Raw genomic sequence first — 16,336 nt, forward strand, 5'->3', positions numbered from 1 at the left:
CGTTCATACTTGGAGGAGCGACAGTGACGGAAGACAGGCGAGCGGTCGTCGCGGGCGCCGGGATCGCCGGGTTGGCCACGGCACTGCGGCTGCACCGGTCCGGCTGGCAGGTGCTCGTGGTCGAGCGCGCCCCGGGCCGCCGCAGCAGTGGCTACATGGTGAACCTGGTCGGGCAGGGCTACGACGCGGTGGAGCACCTGGGCTTGCTGCCCGCGCTCGCCCCCCGGGATCTGGGGATGTTCACCTCGATCCTGGTGAAGGCCGATGGCAGGAAGAAGTTCACGGTGCCCGCCGCGCTCGCGCAGGCGGCGGTGGGATCGCGGGCGCTCACCGTGTTCCGCGGCGACCTGGAATCCGTGCTGTACGAGGCTGTGCACGAGCACGTCGAGATCCGGTTCGGCACGACAGTGCGCGCTGTCGCCCAGGACGCTGACGGCGTCGAGGTGGGGCTCAGCGACGGCACGTCCGTTCGCGCCGATCTTCTCGTCGGGGCCGATGGCCTGCACTCCGGCGTGCGCGAGGTCGTGTTCGGCCCGGAATCCGAGTTCCGCGCAGACATGCACCACTTGGTGGGGGCCTTCCCGCTCGACCGGGTTCCGCAGGATGTGCCGGAAGGTGCTGGCACCACGTTCATCGGCCCGGGGCGCACGGCGGCGGTGATGAACCTCGGTCCCGAGCGCTCTTCGGCGTTCTTCACCTACCGCAGCGCCGATCCGGCTGAACTGGCGAAGGGACCTGCGCAGGCCCTCTCCGACGCTTTCGGGGATCTGGGCGGCGGCGTGCCCGACGCGCTTCGCCAGCTGGCGGCGAACCCGAGCGGTGCGTACTTCGACTCCGTCAGCCAGGTCGTGATGGACACCTGGAGCCGGGGCCGGGTCGTGCTGCTCGGTGATTCCGCCTGGTGCGTGACGTTGTTCGCCGGTTACGGCGCGGCCCTCGCGCTCAGCGGAGCGGATCAGCTCGGCGTCGCCTTGGCGGACAACGACATCCCGGCGGCGCTGACTCGCTGGCAGGCTCAGCTCCGCCCGGAGGTCGCCAAGCGGCAAGCGTTGGCACGCAGGGGAATGAGCCAGTTCGCACCGCCGACGAAGGCGCACGTGTTCGCGAACGACCTGATGATCCGCGCCATCCGGCTGCCCGGGCTGCGCGGCCTCGTCCGGCGCTCCGTCGAACGCGCGAACCGGTGAGAGCTCACACCTTCCACTGTGGACGGTTGAGCGTGCGGGAGAAGGCGATCGCCTGACCGACCAGGCCGACGACGGCGATCCACAGCACGGTCCGGTTCCCCAGTGCGTCGGCCAGCGCTCCGCCCAGTGGCGCACCGATCACGATCATGCCCCGGTTCAGCGAGCGCATCGTCGCGTTCGCACGGCCCAGCAACCGTTCCGGGGTCACGGTCTGCCGGTAGCCCATCTCCACCGGCCCGTCCAAGCCGAGGGAGAACCCGAAGAGGAACTGGGCGGCGCAGAGCAGGACCAGGCCGGTGGTCCCGTTCGTCGCCATCGGGATCAGCGCGTACGCCACCGGGGTGAGCCAGCGACCGATGACGAGGACGGGGGCGACTCCCAGCAGTCGACCGGCTCGGTCGGACAACGACGCGCCGAGGAGACCGCCGACACCTCCCAGTGCATAGGTGGTGCCGAGTGCGACCGCGTCGAAGCCGAGCTCGTCGAGCACGAAGAACGTCGAGACGGTGCTGACCATGCCGGTGCACAGGAACCACACATGCGACGTGACCGTGAGCGGGGAGAGCGTCGGGTGCCGGTACACCCACGACAGTCCCTCCCGCACCTCGCGGCGGAGGTCACGGGACTCGGCGGGTTCGAACCGTTCTTGCGTGCGCAACGTGGCGAGCACAAGCCCGGAAACGAGGTAGGAGACCGCGTCGACCACGATCGCCACGGGGGCACCGACCACTTTGACCAGCCAACCGGCGAGCATGGGTCCCGCGGATTGTGCCACCGCCCTGGTCTGTTCCATCCGCGCATTGGCGGTGGTGAGCAGCGCCGTGGGGACGAGCTGCGGCAGGAAGGACTGGTGCGCCGCGTCGTAGATCAGCGACAGCGCCCCGAACACGGTCACCAGAACGACGAGCGTCGGCATGTCGAGCAGCCCCGCCATGCCCAGCGACGGGATCAGCCCGAGCACCACGGCTCGGGCGAGATCCGTTCCGACGAGGAGCGGGCGACGGCGCCACCGGTCCACCAGTACTCCGGCGAACAGTCCGAACACCAGGTACGGCACCCAGCGCGCGGCGCCGAGCACGCCGAGTTCCGTCGCGCTGGCGTTCAGGTGCACGACGGCGAGCACCTGAAGGGCCAGCGTGGTCACATACGTCCCGACCAGCGACACCGTGTCGGCTGCCCAGAACCGGGCGAACCCCGGCTGGTCGATCACGCGAATGCTGTCATCCCCCTAGCGACAGGTCCTCCAGCGGCAACGACCGCAGGAAGGACTCGGCGTCGAAAAGCTCCCCGGCGGTGACGGTACCTGTCATCCGCGCGTCACCGGACAGGATCCGCGATGCGGCCTCGATCACGATCGGCGCGGTGAAGGCGTAGATGTCGCGACCGCGCGCGGACACCCGCCGCTCCTCGTCGCCGCGCCGCACGACGACGTCGACCACGAAGATCTGGGCGGAGCGACCGCTGGCGTCGGCCGCCTTGGGTGCCTCGGGCGACGGGGCGCTGAGGTCCTTCAGCGGCGCGGTGTTCACGTAGGTGTTGATGCGCGGCGCATCGAGGTGCTGGGCGATGGTGATCACGTCGGTGGTGGAGAACTCCCCCACGACCTCCTGGGTCCCGAACGGTTCGGGGAACGTCCACGTCGACTTCGGCTGCGGCACGTCCCCGGGGACGACGCTCAGGTGGTTGTCGGCGAACACGACTCGCCGCCCGGCCCGCCGCGCGCCCGCGAGCAGGGTCCCGCGAGTCGGGTGCCAGCTGTCGAGGGCGACCGCGACCGAGACCTCGTCGGCGGTCGACCAGTCCCCCATCGCGGCGGTGGCGAGCAGGTCGCCGAGTGCTCCGTAGAACGCCATCACCGGCGCGATGACGATGCCCGCCGCCTTGACCCGCGGGTCTTCCCGGTAGGTCGTGAAGGTGTCGATCGCGACCAGGGTCTCGCCGGTGACGTCGAGGTAGTGGATTCCGGCGCGCAGCGCGGCCTCGATCAGTGGCGGCGCGGTCTCCGCGAACGGCCCGGCGCAGTTGATCACCGCGTCGGCACCCGCCAGCGCGCGGTCCAGCGAGGCCGGATCGTCGGCGGTGGCGACCCGCGCCTCCAGGTCACCGGCCACCTCGGTCAGCTTCGCCGCGTCGCGCCCGGACAGGATCGGCGTCCACCCGCGCTCCAGCAGCTCCGCCGTCACGAACCGGGCGGTGTGCCCGTAGGCGCCGAACACCGCGATCACCGGCTTCGTCATCGCTTCTCCTCTGTCGTGGACCTGTCTGTGATGACGAGAATGTTGCTGGTCAGAGACCTGGAGGAACACCGTTCAGGGCGTCACCGTGCGCTAGGTTCGCGTCATGCGTCCCCATCGCGTCGTCATGGCCGTCACCGAGGGCATGCCGATCTTCGAGGCGGCGGTGCCGTGCCAGGTCTTCGGCGTGGACCGGCCGCACCTGGCCGATCCGTGGTACCGGTTCTCCGTCGTGCCGGTCGGGCCCGGGCCGGTGCGGCTGAGCCCGGGGTTCGCCCTCGGCCCTGCCGATGACGGGTGGGACCTCGACTCGACGGACACGCTCGTCGTCCCGGCCTGCGAGAACGTGCACGACGCCCCACCGGCGCAGCTGGTGGGGGTGGTCCGGGAAGCCCACGAGCGCGGCATCCGCATCCTGTCGATCTGCTCCGGTGCCTTCGTCCTCGCCGCGGCCGGGGTGCTCGACGGGCGCCGGGCCACCACGCACTGGTTGCACGCGGACGAGCTGAGCCGGCGCTATCCGGCGGTCCGCGTCGACCCGACCGTGCTCTACGTCGAAGACGCGAACGTGATCACCTCGGCCGGGACGGTGGCCGGGATCGACGCCTGCCTGCACGTGGTGCGCATCGATCACGGCGCGGCGGTCGCGGCTGAGCTGGCACGCCGCCTGGTCACCCCTCCGCACCGCGACGGCGGGCAGTCCCAGTACCACCGCCCGGCAGCTCCGGCGATCCGCGAGGACTGGCTGGCCCCGTTGCTGGCCTGGACCGACGAGCACCTGCACCTGCCGCTGTCCAACGCCGACCTGGCCGCACGGGCCAACGTCAGCGTGCGCACGGTCGAGCGCAGGTTCGCCGAAGCGCTCGGGATGTCGCCGTTGCAGTGGTTGTTGCAGCAACGCGTGCGGCGGGCCCAGCAGTTCCTGGAGACCAGCGACCGGCCCGTCGGCTGGATCGCCGACACGTGCGGGTTCGGCGGGGCGGCCAGCCTGCGCGCGCACTTCGCCAGGATCGTCGGGGTGTCACCGACCACGTACCGCAGGTCCTTCCACGAGCGCGCCGACGCCGCGCGCATCGCCAGCTGACCGACACGGTCACTTGACCTCGCCGATGATCTGGAGCTGTTCGAGGCCGTTGATGATCAGGTCGACGCCGAGCGCGGCGAGGAGCACGCCGAGGATGCGCACGAGCACCCAGGTGTAGGTCATCTTCACGTAGCGCAGCAGGATGCCGAGCACCAGGATCGCCACGAGGTCGAGCGCGATGACGGCGGAGTAGGCCCCGGCGAGGACGAAGCTCGACGGCAGGGTGCTCGCGTCGGCCATCAGGAACAGGTAGGCCACCGCGACGGGGTTGGCGTAGTACGCGGTGGCCAGCTCGTGCGTGCCGCCGGTGCGGTCGACGTGCGGCTCCTGCTTGCGGTCGAGAACCAGGTCGAGCGCGTGCACGAACAGGATCACCCCGCTCGCCAGCACGAGCGCGCCGCCGCTGATGTGGAACACCTGGACGAGCAGCCGCCCGGCCACGATCACGAACAGGCCGGTGCCGAGCGCGATCGCCGTGGTGGTCAGCGCGACGCGCCAGCGGCGCCGGGAGTCGGCGTGCTCGGTGTCGCTGACGAACGCCAGCAGGATCTTCGGCGGGCCGACGACGGCGACGAGAATGCTGAACGCCTCGACAAAGGTCATGGCGGCAATGATCAAGCCGGGGCGGCCGCTCCGCCATCGGAGTCCCCCAGCTCCGTGACCAGCGTCGACGACACGTGCCCCAGCCCCGGCGAGGTGGGCAGGAAGACCGTGCGGACGCCGGCGACGGCGAGGTTCATCTCCGCCATGCTCAGCTCCTGGGCCACGTCGGCGTGCGTGCGGACGCCGCGCACGAGCACGTCCGCGCCGACCTTCCGGCAGTAGTCGACGAGCAGCCCGTCCCAGGAGTCGACGGTGACCCGGGGATGGCTCAGCTCCTCGCGCAGCATGGCCACGCGCCGGGGAATCGGGTGCCGCCCCTCCTTGGCCGGGTTCACCGCGACCAGCGCGATCACCCGGTCGAACAGCCCGGCGGCACGGATGATCACGTCGAGGTGCCCGGGGGTCACGGGGTCGAACGAACCCGCGCACACCGCCAGCGTCGCTTGCTCCCTCACGAGGTGAGCATAGTGACGGCTAAGGTACGCAGAGTGCGCACGGGTGACTTAGTGGGCGGGCGTTACCAGCTCGAAGACGCCAGGGGTGGCGGCGCGGGCGGGCTCGTCTGGACCGCGTTCGACCGCAAGCTCAAGCGCATGGTCGCGCTCAAGCGCCCGCACACGATGGCCGGCGCAGCCGACCGCGCGCAGTTCCGGCGGGAGGCGGAGAACGCCGCCCAGGTGCAGCACCCCAACGCGATCTCGGTGTTCGACACGATCGACGGCGACGAGTGCTGGCTGGTGATGGAGCACCTGCCGACCGACAGCCTCGACAAGATCCTCGCCGAGCACGGGACGCTGCCGCCGCTCCGGGTGGCGCGGATCGGCGTGCAGATCGCCGCGGCGCTGGCGGCCGTGCACGCCAAGAAGATCGTGCACCGGGACGTCAAGCCGGGCAACATCCTGGTCACCGGGGACGATCTGGCGAAGCTGACCGACTTCGGCATCTCGATCTGGTGCGAGGTGACCGGGACCGACGACGGGCGGATCACCGGAACACCGGCCTTCATGGCACCCGAGGTGGCGGCGGGCCGCGCGGCCACGGCGGCCTCGGACGTGTTCTCGCTCGGCGCGACGCTGTTCGCCGCGTTGGAAGGCACTCCGCCGTTCGGCAAGGGCGAGGCCGCCGTGGTGCTGGCGCGCGCCCGCGAGGGCCGGACCGAGCCGATGGCCGCCTCGGGCCCGCTGGCCGAGGTGATCACGCGGATGCTTGAGCGCAACCCGAGGAAGCGGCCGAACGCCGACGAGGTGCGGCAGCGGCTCCGGGAGATCGTCGGCGACTGGGAGCCCGCGGCCCCGCAAGCCCCTCGGGTTCCGTTGGCGCGGCGGCGGCCGGTTCTCCTCGCCGCGGCCGTCGTCATCGCAACAGCGGCGGTTTTCCTTGCGACACAGAGCAACTCGGCGCCGACCGCGGTCACGGGCCTGATCGGCGAGGAGCGCACGGCCGACCCGTGCTCGCTGGTCAAGCTCTCGGTCTTCCGCGATTTCGGACCGCCGGAGATGAAGACGAACTACGGCAACTTCAACCGCTGCGACGTCCTCGTCGACGTCGGCCGGGAGGAGAAGCTGGACGTCGAGGTGCAGCTGGTCAAGCGGGCGTCGCAGACCGGGCAGAAGGAATGGCGCGTCATCGCCGGGAACCCGTTCGACGTCCTGGAGGCACCGTCGGACGAGACCGAGTGCAACCGTCTGGTGCGGGTGGACGAGACCTACGGCGTGCGGGTGTCGGCGAAGCTGCCCAACTCCCCCAGGAATCTGTGCGAGGTCGCCGACGTCGCCGTGGAGACCGTGCGCGAAGTCCTCAAGCAGGGTCCGATCCCCCGGCGCGCCAAGGACTTCCCGCCCGACTCGCTGGCGCGGGTGAACGCGTGCGAGCTGCTGCCCGCCTCCGCGCTGGCCCACCTGGAGGGGATGAACCCCGGGGTGGACGTGTTCGGGGACTGGTCGTGCAAGTGGTTCACCGCGGTCACCAGGACCGAGGTGCACCTGCGCTACGACCAGCACGCCGCGATGGACTCGATCAAGGGCCGGGCGAAGCGCCTCGGCGGCCACGAGGCATACGTGGAACTCGACACGCACTCCGGTCAGACGTGCACGGTGCAGGTGCCGTACCGGCCGCGGAACTCGACCACCGCGCGCGCCCACGTCGACGTGATGCGGCTGACCGTCCGGGGCGACCGCCAGGGTCCGGAACTGTGCCCGGAGGCAGAGCGGTTGGCCACCACAGCGGCGACCAACCTGCACCGCTAGCGCCTTGCGCGTGTCCTGCAAGCAGGACTTTCCCAGAACGGTGCGGGTTCGGCGATGGGTTCGAGTTCGGTCTCGATCACCTTGCCACTCGGCGTAGTCCACGCATGCGTCCCGTCCGCCCGGTTCTCGCACGTCCAGCTGGAGTGGGTCTTCATCCGATGGTGATGCCTGCACTTCGGCCGCAGATTCGCGACCGTGGTGTTGCTGCCATCGAACGGGCAACAATGATCCAGGTCGCAGCGGTGCGCCGGTTGGTTGCAGCCGACCATCGTGCACGTCGGATACCGGGCGTTGATCAACTCCCGCTGCGCCGGGGTGGGCCGGTAGGTGGTGATGTGCTCGGCCATCCCCGTCACCGGGTCGGTCAGGATGCGCTTCCAGATCCCATTCGCCGCGACATCCGCCACGATCGGAGCAGGCAGGGGCCCGTATCCGGCCAGCATGACCGGGTCTGTGGTCAAGCCGAGGACGTTGGTGATCGGCATCGTGAGGTTCACGCACACCTCGCCCTGCGGGGCCCGGGTGTCCTTGCCCATCAACAGATCCGCGGCCACATCGGATCGCTTTTGGTCGAGGGTTCGGTCATCCTTCGGCAACGCGCGGGCGATCCGGTCGATGCGATCGAAGGCCAAGGCCGCGTCGAGGGCGGGCAGCACGACACGCAAGGAACACATGCCGTCGTCGAGGTTGAACTTCTCCACCAACCGCTGATTCCGCTTCTCCTCATGACGCCGCAACGCCGCCTCGGCATCCAGCTTGAGGATGAACCGCCGGGCATACCGTTGAGAGGCGGTGTAGTTGTGCGACGCCGCATACGCGATCAACACCGGCTCGGCGATGGCCTGGTTGGCCGCGTCGAGGACGCTGATCTGATCAATGATCATCAACGCCTTGCCCTCATCGATCCGCCCCTCCGACAACGCTTCCAACACCACCGGGTGCTCCACCAGCGACATGGCGCGGTCGATCAGTTTGTTGCCCTTGACCTGGGAGACACGCAGCAGGGGCATGAGGACATTGCTGCACTTCGGGGTCGAGGTCGTTGTAGAGCTTCATGAGCGTTGAGGCGAAGTCCGCGACGGCCTTACCGATAGCTGCGTAGGCGGCGACGAGGTCGTCTTCGATATCGGCAGGGGCCATACTCCTATTTTGGCGTCTGCAAATAGTGGATCATGGCTCTACGGAGTGAACTTTTCCCTTACGCCCCAACGGTTTCAGCAAACGAATGCCGGTTCCAGCTGGCGCGAGGGAAGGCTGGGACGGTCGGCTTTACCTGGGGTGCGCGTGCCACACGCTCGTGCGAGGACCCCAAGTCAAGCAGACCCCACGCTCGAAACACAGGAGCCTACGAAGCGGTGCGGTCGTACTGCTCCGGTATCGCGTGGTCCCAGGAGAGCAGTCCCCGCAACGCCTTCCTGGCCCCGGCCCCGACCGGCACGTACGTGGCGACGAAGAAGTCCGAGTCGCTGAAACTGCGCAGTGGCACCGAGTCCAGGGTGATGTCACCGGCGACCGGGTGCCGGAACCGGTGCCGCGTCGAGGGGTTGGTCTCCACCTGGTACTCGTGCCACCAGCGGTCGAAGTCGGGCGAGGCCGCGCACAGTTCGGTGACCAGGTCCAGGAACTCCTGGTCGTGGGAGCAGAAGGAGTACATCGCCCGGAACTGGCAGACCAGCCTGCGCGCCGAGTCGGCCCAGTCGAGGAGAAACGTTTGCGCGCGGGGGTGGGTGAACAGCGCGCGCAGCAGGTTGCGGTCGTCCAGCCGGTCCAGCCCGAAGAAGGCGTCCGCGGCCCGGTTGTAGGCAAGGATGTTCCACCGGCGGTCGGTGATGTAGGTGGGGATCCACATCGCCGCGATCAACTCCTGCAGCGCCGTCTCCAGCTGCCGCGGGGCGGGTTCCGCGGTCGGCGCCTGCGGGGAGAGCGCGGCGATCGCCGGGGCGGAGCGCCTGCCCAGCCCGAAGACGTAGTCGCGCTCGCTCTTCTTCAGCCGCAGGGCGTTCGCCAGCGCGACCAGCACCTGCTCCGAGGGCTGGATGTCCCGGCCCTGTTCGAGCCACGTGTACCAGGTGGCCGAGACGTTGGCGAGCTGGGCGACCTCCTCGCGGCGTAGCCCGGGCGTGCGCCGCCGCCCCACCTGGAAGCCCGCGGTGGCCGGGTCCACCCGGGACCGGGCCATCCGCAGGAACTCGCCCAACGCGCGCCGCCGCTGCCGATCGACTGGATTCACGAAATCCACTCTAATACCGTTCGCCGAAGCGGATACCACAGAACAAATCAGCAAACCACGATAAAATTCGACGACAGTGAAGGGTATTGACTTCATCTCGGCTTTCGCCGCCACCCGGCTGATCTGGGCACATCAGGTTCTTCACGGCGGAACCCGCGCGGCCCCTGCTTCGACAGTCCTTGACCGGGCGGGCTTCAGCCCCTCGGACGGACCGCTTCCGGCGTGTCGCGACGGATGACCCGTGCCCGGATGCGCAGCTGCCCGTCGTCCTCCCGGACCAGCACGTCCTCGACCGCCGAGGAGGTCTTCAGCCGCACCGCCCCGTCCATGTCCGCCTCCGTGACCAGGGAGTAGTAGGTCACCTGCAGCTCGTCGCCGTCGTGGTCGAGCAGGAAGTGGTCGAACCAGTGCCGGGTGACCACGTCGACGTACTCGGGCAGCGCCCTGCCCATCTTGACCCGCATGTCGGCCCGGCCTCGGACCTCCTCGGCGCGGTGCGGGTGCGCCACCGAGCCGTCCTCGGTGAAGGTCTGCACGAATCGGTCGATATCAAGCTCGTCGAGCAACCGCATCTGCCGCGCATAAAAGGTCATCACCTCCACGTAGAGATCGGCACTGACCCGCGGGGAAGCCTGAAGGGATTGTGACACGGAAACTCCTCGATAAAACGGACAAAACAGAACAACGCCTCAGAAAAGCGGGGGCTGTTCCAGGATCAGGAACGCGTTGGTGCCGCCGATGCCCGCGGACATCAGCCCCGCCCGGCGCGGCCGCTCGCCCTCGGGCCACGGGCGGCCCTCCGGCAGGATGTGGAAGCGGTCGGCCTTGGCGATCTCGTCGATCGGATCGGCGGTGTTGGGCGTCGCGGGCAGGAAGCCCTCGCGCAGCGCCAGCGCGGTCTTGATCAGCCCGGCCATGCCCGCCGCGGTGTCGCAGTGGCCGACCGTGGCCTTCACCGAGCCGACCGCGACCGGCGGGCCCCCGGTGCCCAGGGCCTCGGTCAGCGCGGTGGCCTCGATCTGGTCGTTCATCGGGATGCCCACGCCGTGCGCCTCGACGTAGCCGATGTCCGCCCCGGTCAGCCCGGCCATGGCCAGCGCGGAGCGGACCACCCGGACCTTGCCGTCGACGCCGGGGACGGTGAAGCCCGGTTTGGTCCTGCCGTCGTTGTCCACCACGCTCGCGGTGATCACGGCGTGGACCGGGTCGCCGTCGGCAAGGGCGTCGGACAGCCGCCGCAGCAGCACAGCGCCCGCACCGTCACCCGGCACCACCCCGGTGCTCGCCCGGTCGAAGGGTCGGCAGATCCCCTCGGTGGAGTTGATGCTGCGCGGCGGCCGGAGGTACGAGCCGTCGTTGTCGTCCTGGATGGCCACCGCGCCCGCGATCGCGTAGTCGCAGGCGCGCAGCCGCAGGCTCTGGCAGGCCAGGTGCACCGCGACCGTGGACGTGGCGCACGCGGAGTCGATCATGATGCTCTCGCCCCACAGGTTGCGCAGGTACGAGAAGTGCGGCCCCGCGAACGTCGGGTCGACGTTGGCCACCTCGTCGAAGGCCGCGCGCGGGATGTGCTTGGTGCGCGCGCATCCCGCGTAGACCGCGGTCCTCGGCCCGATGGCGGAGATCCGCAGGCTCGCGTCCTCCACCGCCTGCCAGCACGCCTCGTAGAGGATGCCGTGCTGCGGGTCCAAGCCGTCCAGCCCGACCAGGTCGGCGTCGTAGCGGTCCCGGTCCGGCGCTGTTCCCCAGGAGTGCACGCGGAGGGTGCCCTCCCCCAGGTCCTCCACCTTCGGAACGGGATCGCGGTTCAGGCAGTCCCGCCCCGCGACCAGGTTGTCCCAGAACGCCGGCACGTCGGGGGATCCGGCGAAGCGCCCGCCCATCCCGATGATCGCGACGGCGTCTTCCGACACAGCAGTCACAGCAGTCACGGCGGTCCCCTCAGTCGTAGGTGATGCCGACCTTGACCACGCCGTCGGCGCGGGAGTGCGCCAGCTCGAAGGCCTCGTCGATCCGCTTGAGGTCGAAGGTGTGCGTGATGTGGTCCTTGACCGCGATCTCGTCGGCCACGATCAGTTCGAGCGACTCGCGGAAGGACGCGAGGTTCGGTTCGAGCTGCGCGCCGACCGCGGTGGCGAGGGTGATCTGCTTGCCGAACAGCGACGCGTAGGGCACCTGCATCCCGTGCGCCTCCGGCATGCCGAAGAAGCCCAGCCGTCCGCGCAGCCCCACCATCGCCATCGCGTAGTCGCGCGCGGAGTCCGTCCCCGCCGCCTCGATCGCCAACTCCACGTCGAAGTTCTCGACCGGAGACCCGCTTGCGGGGTCGAGCACCGACACGGACTGGTCAGGCACGAGAACCGTCTCGTCCGCGCCGAGCTTGCGCGCCAGGGCGAGCCGGCCCGGGTCGAGGTCGACCGCGACGACGCGCTCGAAGCCGCGGTGCTTGAGCATCTGCACGAAGAGCATGCCCGCCGAGCCGACACCGACAACCGCGGCGCTGCGCCCGGGGGTGGGTTCGGGCCAGAACTTCTTGAGCGCGTAGACGACCGTGCCGAGCTGCTGCGCCATGAGGTAGTGCATGGGCGAGCCGTCGGACGGCACGTGCAGCAGGAACTGGTCGGAAATGGTCTGGTACTTCGCGAAGGAGGCCATGTACGCGTGGTTCGGCACCGTCAGCACGATCTCGCCGGGGCGGAACTTCGGCGACCGGCTCTCCAACACCTCGCCGAGGCCTTCGTGCCCGGGGTAGCCCGGCGGGCACGGGAAGGGGTGGTCGTTCATGTCCCGGAAGAACGGCGACTCGGCCCGCACGCGGTGCACGTCGCTGCCGCAGATGGCGCCGACCGTGTTGCGCACGAGGACTTCGCCGTCGGCCAGCTCGCGGACCGGGACTTCCTCCACCTCGAGGCGGCCGGGGCCCACGAGGATCGCGGCTTCACCGCGCAGTTGCGACATTCTGACCTCTCATCTTCAGGACCGCCCAGGCCATCGGGTGGCCGGGCAGGCGAATCCGGCGCCCGCGCCCGGCCGGGGTGAGGCGCACTTCGGCGCCCCGGCACCACGCTTCGGCGACGCTGTCCAGCGAGTCGTGCTCGGCAGCCGCGGGCGGGGGCGCGACGGCTTCGCCGAGGAACACCCGCGCGCCGGGCTCGCCGACGAGTCCGCGCACGGCCTCCTCTAGGTCGGCGGCGACCACGGCGAAGCGGTGCGGCAACGGCTCCCGGCCCACGTCGAGGGTGTGCGCCACGTCGTCGAGCGCCAGACCGGGTGTGGTGCGCAGGTGCTCGGCGAGGCGCAGCCGGGCCGCGGCAAGCATCTCGCCCGTGCTCGCCGACAGCGCGATGACCTGCGGCTTCTCCGTGTCGGCCGACGAGACCGCGCGCGGCACCACAACGGTGGTACGCGCACGTGCCACCACAGGTGCGGTGCCTGGCGAGGTCGCTTGCCCGGCGAGGAGATTCGACTGCTCGCGGACGGTCGCGTGCCGCATCAGGTCCATGATCGACAGCGTCACGCCGGTCGCGACGCGCAGCTCGTCCTGGAGCCGCACCAGCAGCAGCGAATGGCCTCCGGCGTCGAAGAAGTTCTGGTCGTGCCCGAAGGACTCCTGCCCCAGCACCGCCCGCCACGCGGCGCGGACGCCCGCGATCGCGTCCGTACTGGGCGCCGCCGTGACCACCACGCGCTCCGGGTCGGGCAGCCTGCGTCGGTCGATCTTGCCGGTCGGGGTCAGCGGAAGTTCGTCGAGCACCACGATGTGCCGCGGCACGGCGAAGCCCGGCAGCCTGGCCTGGGCGTGCTGCCGCAGCTCGGACTCCGACGTCGCCCGCTCAGCAACCACGTACGCCACGATCTCCTTCTCGTCGCGCTGGTTGCGGCGCACCGTGACGAACACCGAGCGCACCGCGGGGTGGGCGTCCACGACGGCCTCGACCTCGCCGAGCTCGACCCGTTGGCTGCGGATCTTCACCTGGTTGTCGGTGCGGCCGATGAACTCCAGCAACCCGTCCGCGGTCCAGCGCACACGATCGCCGGTGCGGTACAGCCGCGCCCGCTCATCGGCGGAGAACGGGTTCGGGACGAAGCGCGCCGCGGTCAGCTCGGGATCGTTGAGGTAGCCGTGGGCCAACCCGGTACCGCCGAGCAGCAGCTCCCCCGCCACTCCGCGCGGGGCCGGGCGCGTGGTGCCCTCCTGCACGACGTAGACCTCAGTACCCGGAACCGGGTCGCCGATCGGCAGCGTCCGCGCCTTCGGGTCGACTTCGGTGATCGGGAACCACGTGGAGGTGAACGAGTTCTCCGTGGGGCCGTAGCTGTGCAGCAACACGCCGGGGCGGCACCAGTTCAGCGCGCGGCGCATGTGCGGCACGGAGATCAGCTCACCGCCGAAGTACACGCGACGCAGCGACTGCAACAGGTCCGGCGCGTCCTCGATGATCCGGTTGAGCAGCGGCGTCGTCACGAGCAGCGTGGTCACACCGCGCTCGCGGACGATCGCGCGCATCGCACGCGGGTCGAGCACGAGGTGCTTGTCGAAGACGACCAGCTGCGCGCCGTGCGCCAAGGCGCCCCACACCTCGTACGCGGCACCGTCGAAGTTCAACGGGCACAACTGGGCCACAACGTCCGAGTCGTTCAACGGGATGAACTCGGGCTGTGCCATCAGCCGCGCCATTCCCCGGTGCGGGACGACAACTCCCTTGGGGCGGCCGGTGGTGCCGGAGGTGTACAGCACGCAGAAGGTGGACTCGCCGTCACGCTCGATCTCGGGCGGCTCACCACCCATCGGCGCCTGTGCGAGCAAGTCGGCAACGGAGATTACGGTGCCGCTGGCCAGCGTGACCTCGCCCGCCCACGCCGGATCGACAACGAGCACCGGGGGCTTGGCATCGTCGACGATCAGCTGGAGCTGAGCTGCGGGGTAGGCGGGGTCGAGCGGGAGGTACGCGGCGCCCGCCAGCACCGTGCCCAGCCAGAACACAGGCGGGTCGATGCCGGGCGGCAGCAGCAGGGCGACGATGTCGCCTTCGCGCACTCCGTTGTCCCGCAACCAGTTGGCGGTCGCGCATGCTCGGTCGACGAGTTCGCCGTAGGTGATCGTGTCGTCGCCGTGTCGGACCGCGACCGCGTTCGGCTGCTCTGACGCGCACTCAAGCACCATGTCCGGGATCAGCTGCGACGGAGCGTCCAAGTCCATAGTGGACGGATGGTCGGAGCAGGCGACGAGCAGGTCACCGCAGGACATCGCCGGATCGGCGGTCGCGGCGGTGAGGAGATCCCGAAGCTGCTCGGCGAACAGCTGCACCGAGTTCGCGCGGTAGCGCGCTGCGTCGTAGTAGAAGAGCAGCCGCATGTCGTCGGCGCCCTCAAGGACATTCAGCGAGAACTCGTACTTCGTCGTGTCCGTGAGGTGTTCGAGACGACGGATCGTGGTCTCGCCGACCGGCCAGGCGTCCGCGGGTGCGGGGGTGTGCATGAACACCGTGCGCTCCACGTGCTGCAACCGCTCAACGGGCAGCGCGGAGTGCTCCAGCGAGTCAAGGAGTTGATCGCGCAGCGCGGCGAGCACATCGCGGAACGACCGCTCCGGGTCGAGCCTGTCGCGCATCGGCAGCACGCGGCTGCGCAGGTCGATCAGATCCTCGGTGCCGGGCTCGCGTCCGGCGAAGACCATGCCGAAGGTGCCCTCGGCGCGACCGCTCCACGCGTGCAACAGGATCGACCAGCCGCTGAGCAGGACCACAGCCGGAGAGCTGTACTCGGCCTTCGCCACCGCGCGCACCGACGCGACGACGTCCGCGGGCAGCGCCAGTTCGAAGGAGGCCGACTCACCCGGCAAGCCGTCCTCGGAGGTCAGATCGTGCAACGGCACCAAAGGAGACGGGGCCTCGTCGAGCAGGTCCGCCCAGTAGCTCTCGCTGCCCGGCTCCGACTCGATCGGCACTTCTTCCTTGACGGGCAAGGATTCCCCGGCCAGCCGGGCGCGATAGGCGGCGACCAGCTCACGGGTGAAGACGTCGACGGACCAGCCGTCGGAGATGATGTGGTGCATCGTGACCGCCAGCAGCGCCCCGCCTTCGGCCACGAACAGCGCGGCGCGGACAGCCGGGGCGACCGTGAGGTCGAGGGGCGCGCGTCCGACGAGAACCGCCCACCGCTGTGCGGCTTCGCGGTCGTAGGGATCGGCGGAGCGCTCCTCCAGGAAGGCCGGCGGCGGATCGGCCTCGACCACGCGGGTGAGCCGGCCGTCGACGGTGTCGAAGCGGCTGCGCAACGTCGGGTTGGCGCGCACCACGTCGGCGAAGGCCCCGCGCAAGGCAGCCACGTCGACGGCGGGGGTGAACTCGACGTCGACGGTGATGTTGTAGCGGCCGGACTCCGGCTCACGCTGGCAGGCCAGCCACACTTCGCTCTGCTCGACCGAGGCCGGTGCGCTCTGCCCCATCGGTGCGGACGTCAACGCTGCTGCCCGCCCCGCAGCTTGCGGACGAGGTCGGCGACGGTCCGCACGGACCGGAAGTGGACCTGGGTGAAGTCGGCGTCGGTGATCTTCACGCCGAACCGCTGCTCGCACTGGGCGCGCAGCTCGACGAACCCCAGCGAGTCCAGTCCGAGGGTGTCGCGCAGGCCGTCGTCGAGCCCGATCTCCTCGGCCGAGGCCTCCACGTAGACGTCGAAGACCAGGATGTCCCTGACGTCGTCCTCCAACGTCCGGTCGGTTCCGATCGTCATGGCAGTTCCCTTCGTAC

13 protein-coding genes and 1 pseudogene are annotated in these 16,336 nt (G+C 69.8%); 3 read left to right on the forward strand and 11 right to left on the reverse strand.

The window, feature by feature from the left end:
* Positions 1 to 23 precede the first annotated feature (23 nt).
* Positions 24 to 1,187, forward strand: coding sequence for an FAD-dependent oxidoreductase (locus tag BLT28_RS10175; protein ID WP_231950715.1), 1,164 nt, complete (start codon positions 24 to 26; stop codon positions 1,185 to 1,187).
* Positions 1,188 to 1,191: 4 nt separating this feature from the next.
* On the opposite strand, the gene BLT28_RS10180 is transcribed toward BLT28_RS10175, so the two are convergent.
* Both BLT28_RS10180 and BLT28_RS10185 read right to left on the reverse strand, forming a co-directional pair.
* Complete coding sequence (locus tag BLT28_RS10180; protein WP_231950717.1) at positions 1,192 to 2,397, reverse strand: MFS transporter; 1,206 nt, start codon at positions 2,395 to 2,397, stop codon at positions 1,192 to 1,194.
* Positions 2,398 to 2,407: 10 nt separating this feature from the next.
* Positions 2,408 to 3,424, reverse strand: coding sequence for a saccharopine dehydrogenase family protein (locus tag BLT28_RS10185; protein ID WP_030432872.1), 1,017 nt, complete (start codon positions 3,422 to 3,424; stop codon positions 2,408 to 2,410).
* A 103-nt stretch (positions 3,425 to 3,527) separates the two neighbouring features.
* Between BLT28_RS10185 and BLT28_RS10190 the strand changes: the two genes are divergently transcribed.
* Complete coding sequence (locus tag BLT28_RS10190; protein WP_030432871.1) at positions 3,528 to 4,505, forward strand: helix-turn-helix domain-containing protein; 978 nt, start codon at positions 3,528 to 3,530, stop codon at positions 4,503 to 4,505.
* 9 nt (positions 4,506 to 4,514) lie between these two features.
* On the opposite strand, the gene BLT28_RS10195 is transcribed toward BLT28_RS10190, so the two are convergent.
* Together BLT28_RS10195 and coaD are read right to left on the reverse strand one after the other, a co-directional pair.
* Positions 4,515 to 5,108, reverse strand: a complete 594-nt coding sequence (locus tag BLT28_RS10195; RefSeq protein ID WP_030432870.1) for a MarC family protein — start codon at positions 5,106 to 5,108, stop codon at positions 4,515 to 4,517.
* An 11-nt stretch (positions 5,109 to 5,119) separates the two neighbouring features.
* Complete coding sequence (gene coaD, locus BLT28_RS10200; RefSeq protein ID WP_081900741.1) at positions 5,120 to 5,563, reverse strand: pantetheine-phosphate adenylyltransferase; 444 nt, start codon at positions 5,561 to 5,563, stop codon at positions 5,120 to 5,122.
* Between the two features lie 51 nt (positions 5,564 to 5,614).
* On the opposite strand from coaD, the gene BLT28_RS10205 reads away from it, so the two are divergent.
* Positions 5,615 to 7,354: a serine/threonine-protein kinase gene (locus BLT28_RS10205; protein WP_052408058.1), complete on the forward strand. Its 1,740-nt coding sequence runs from the start codon at positions 5,615 to 5,617 to the stop codon at positions 7,352 to 7,354.
* Here BLT28_RS10205 and BLT28_RS10210 read toward each other — a convergent pair.
* From BLT28_RS10210 to BLT28_RS10240, 7 genes and pseudogenes are all read right to left on the reverse strand, one after another.
* Positions 7,351 to 8,373: pseudogene (locus tag BLT28_RS10210) on the reverse strand (DUF222 domain-containing protein); the annotation flags it as partial. The gene BLT28_RS10205 and the pseudogene BLT28_RS10210 overlap by 4 nt on opposite strands.
* Positions 8,374 to 8,699: 326 nt before the next feature.
* Entirely contained in the window at positions 8,700 to 9,584 is an 885-nt protein-coding gene (locus BLT28_RS10215) for a helix-turn-helix transcriptional regulator (RefSeq protein ID WP_162184931.1), read from the reverse strand.
* Between the two features lie 194 nt (positions 9,585 to 9,778).
* The gene (locus tag BLT28_RS10220) at positions 9,779 to 10,234 is read right to left on the reverse strand and encodes a nuclear transport factor 2 family protein (RefSeq protein WP_030432865.1); all 456 of its coding nucleotides are present in this window, start codon (positions 10,232 to 10,234) and stop codon (positions 9,779 to 9,781) included.
* 39 nt (positions 10,235 to 10,273) lie between these two features.
* Complete coding sequence (locus tag BLT28_RS10225; RefSeq protein ID WP_156051694.1) at positions 10,274 to 11,515, reverse strand: beta-ketoacyl [acyl carrier protein] synthase domain-containing protein; 1,242 nt, start codon at positions 11,513 to 11,515, stop codon at positions 10,274 to 10,276.
* 10 nt (positions 11,516 to 11,525) lie between these two features.
* The gene (locus BLT28_RS10230; RefSeq protein ID WP_030432863.1) at positions 11,526 to 12,542 is read right to left on the reverse strand and encodes a zinc-binding dehydrogenase; all 1,017 of its coding nucleotides are present in this window, start codon (positions 12,540 to 12,542) and stop codon (positions 11,526 to 11,528) included.
* Positions 12,523 to 16,047 (reverse strand): non-ribosomal peptide synthetase, encoded by a 3,525-nt coding sequence (locus tag BLT28_RS10235; protein WP_156051692.1) that lies wholly within the window; start codon positions 16,045 to 16,047, stop codon positions 12,523 to 12,525. Before BLT28_RS10235 ends, BLT28_RS10230 begins: the two co-directional genes overlap by 20 nt.
* Positions 16,044 to 16,319 (reverse strand): acyl carrier protein, encoded by a 276-nt coding sequence (locus tag BLT28_RS10240; RefSeq protein ID WP_030432861.1) that lies wholly within the window; start codon positions 16,317 to 16,319, stop codon positions 16,044 to 16,046. Before BLT28_RS10240 ends, BLT28_RS10235 begins: the two co-directional genes overlap by 4 nt.
* Between the last annotated feature and the right edge of the window lie 17 nt (positions 16,320 to 16,336).

The sequence above is a fragment of the Allokutzneria albata genome, assembly GCF_900103775.1.
Taxonomy (GTDB): Bacteria; Actinomycetota; Actinomycetes; order Mycobacteriales; family Pseudonocardiaceae; genus Allokutzneria; species Allokutzneria albata.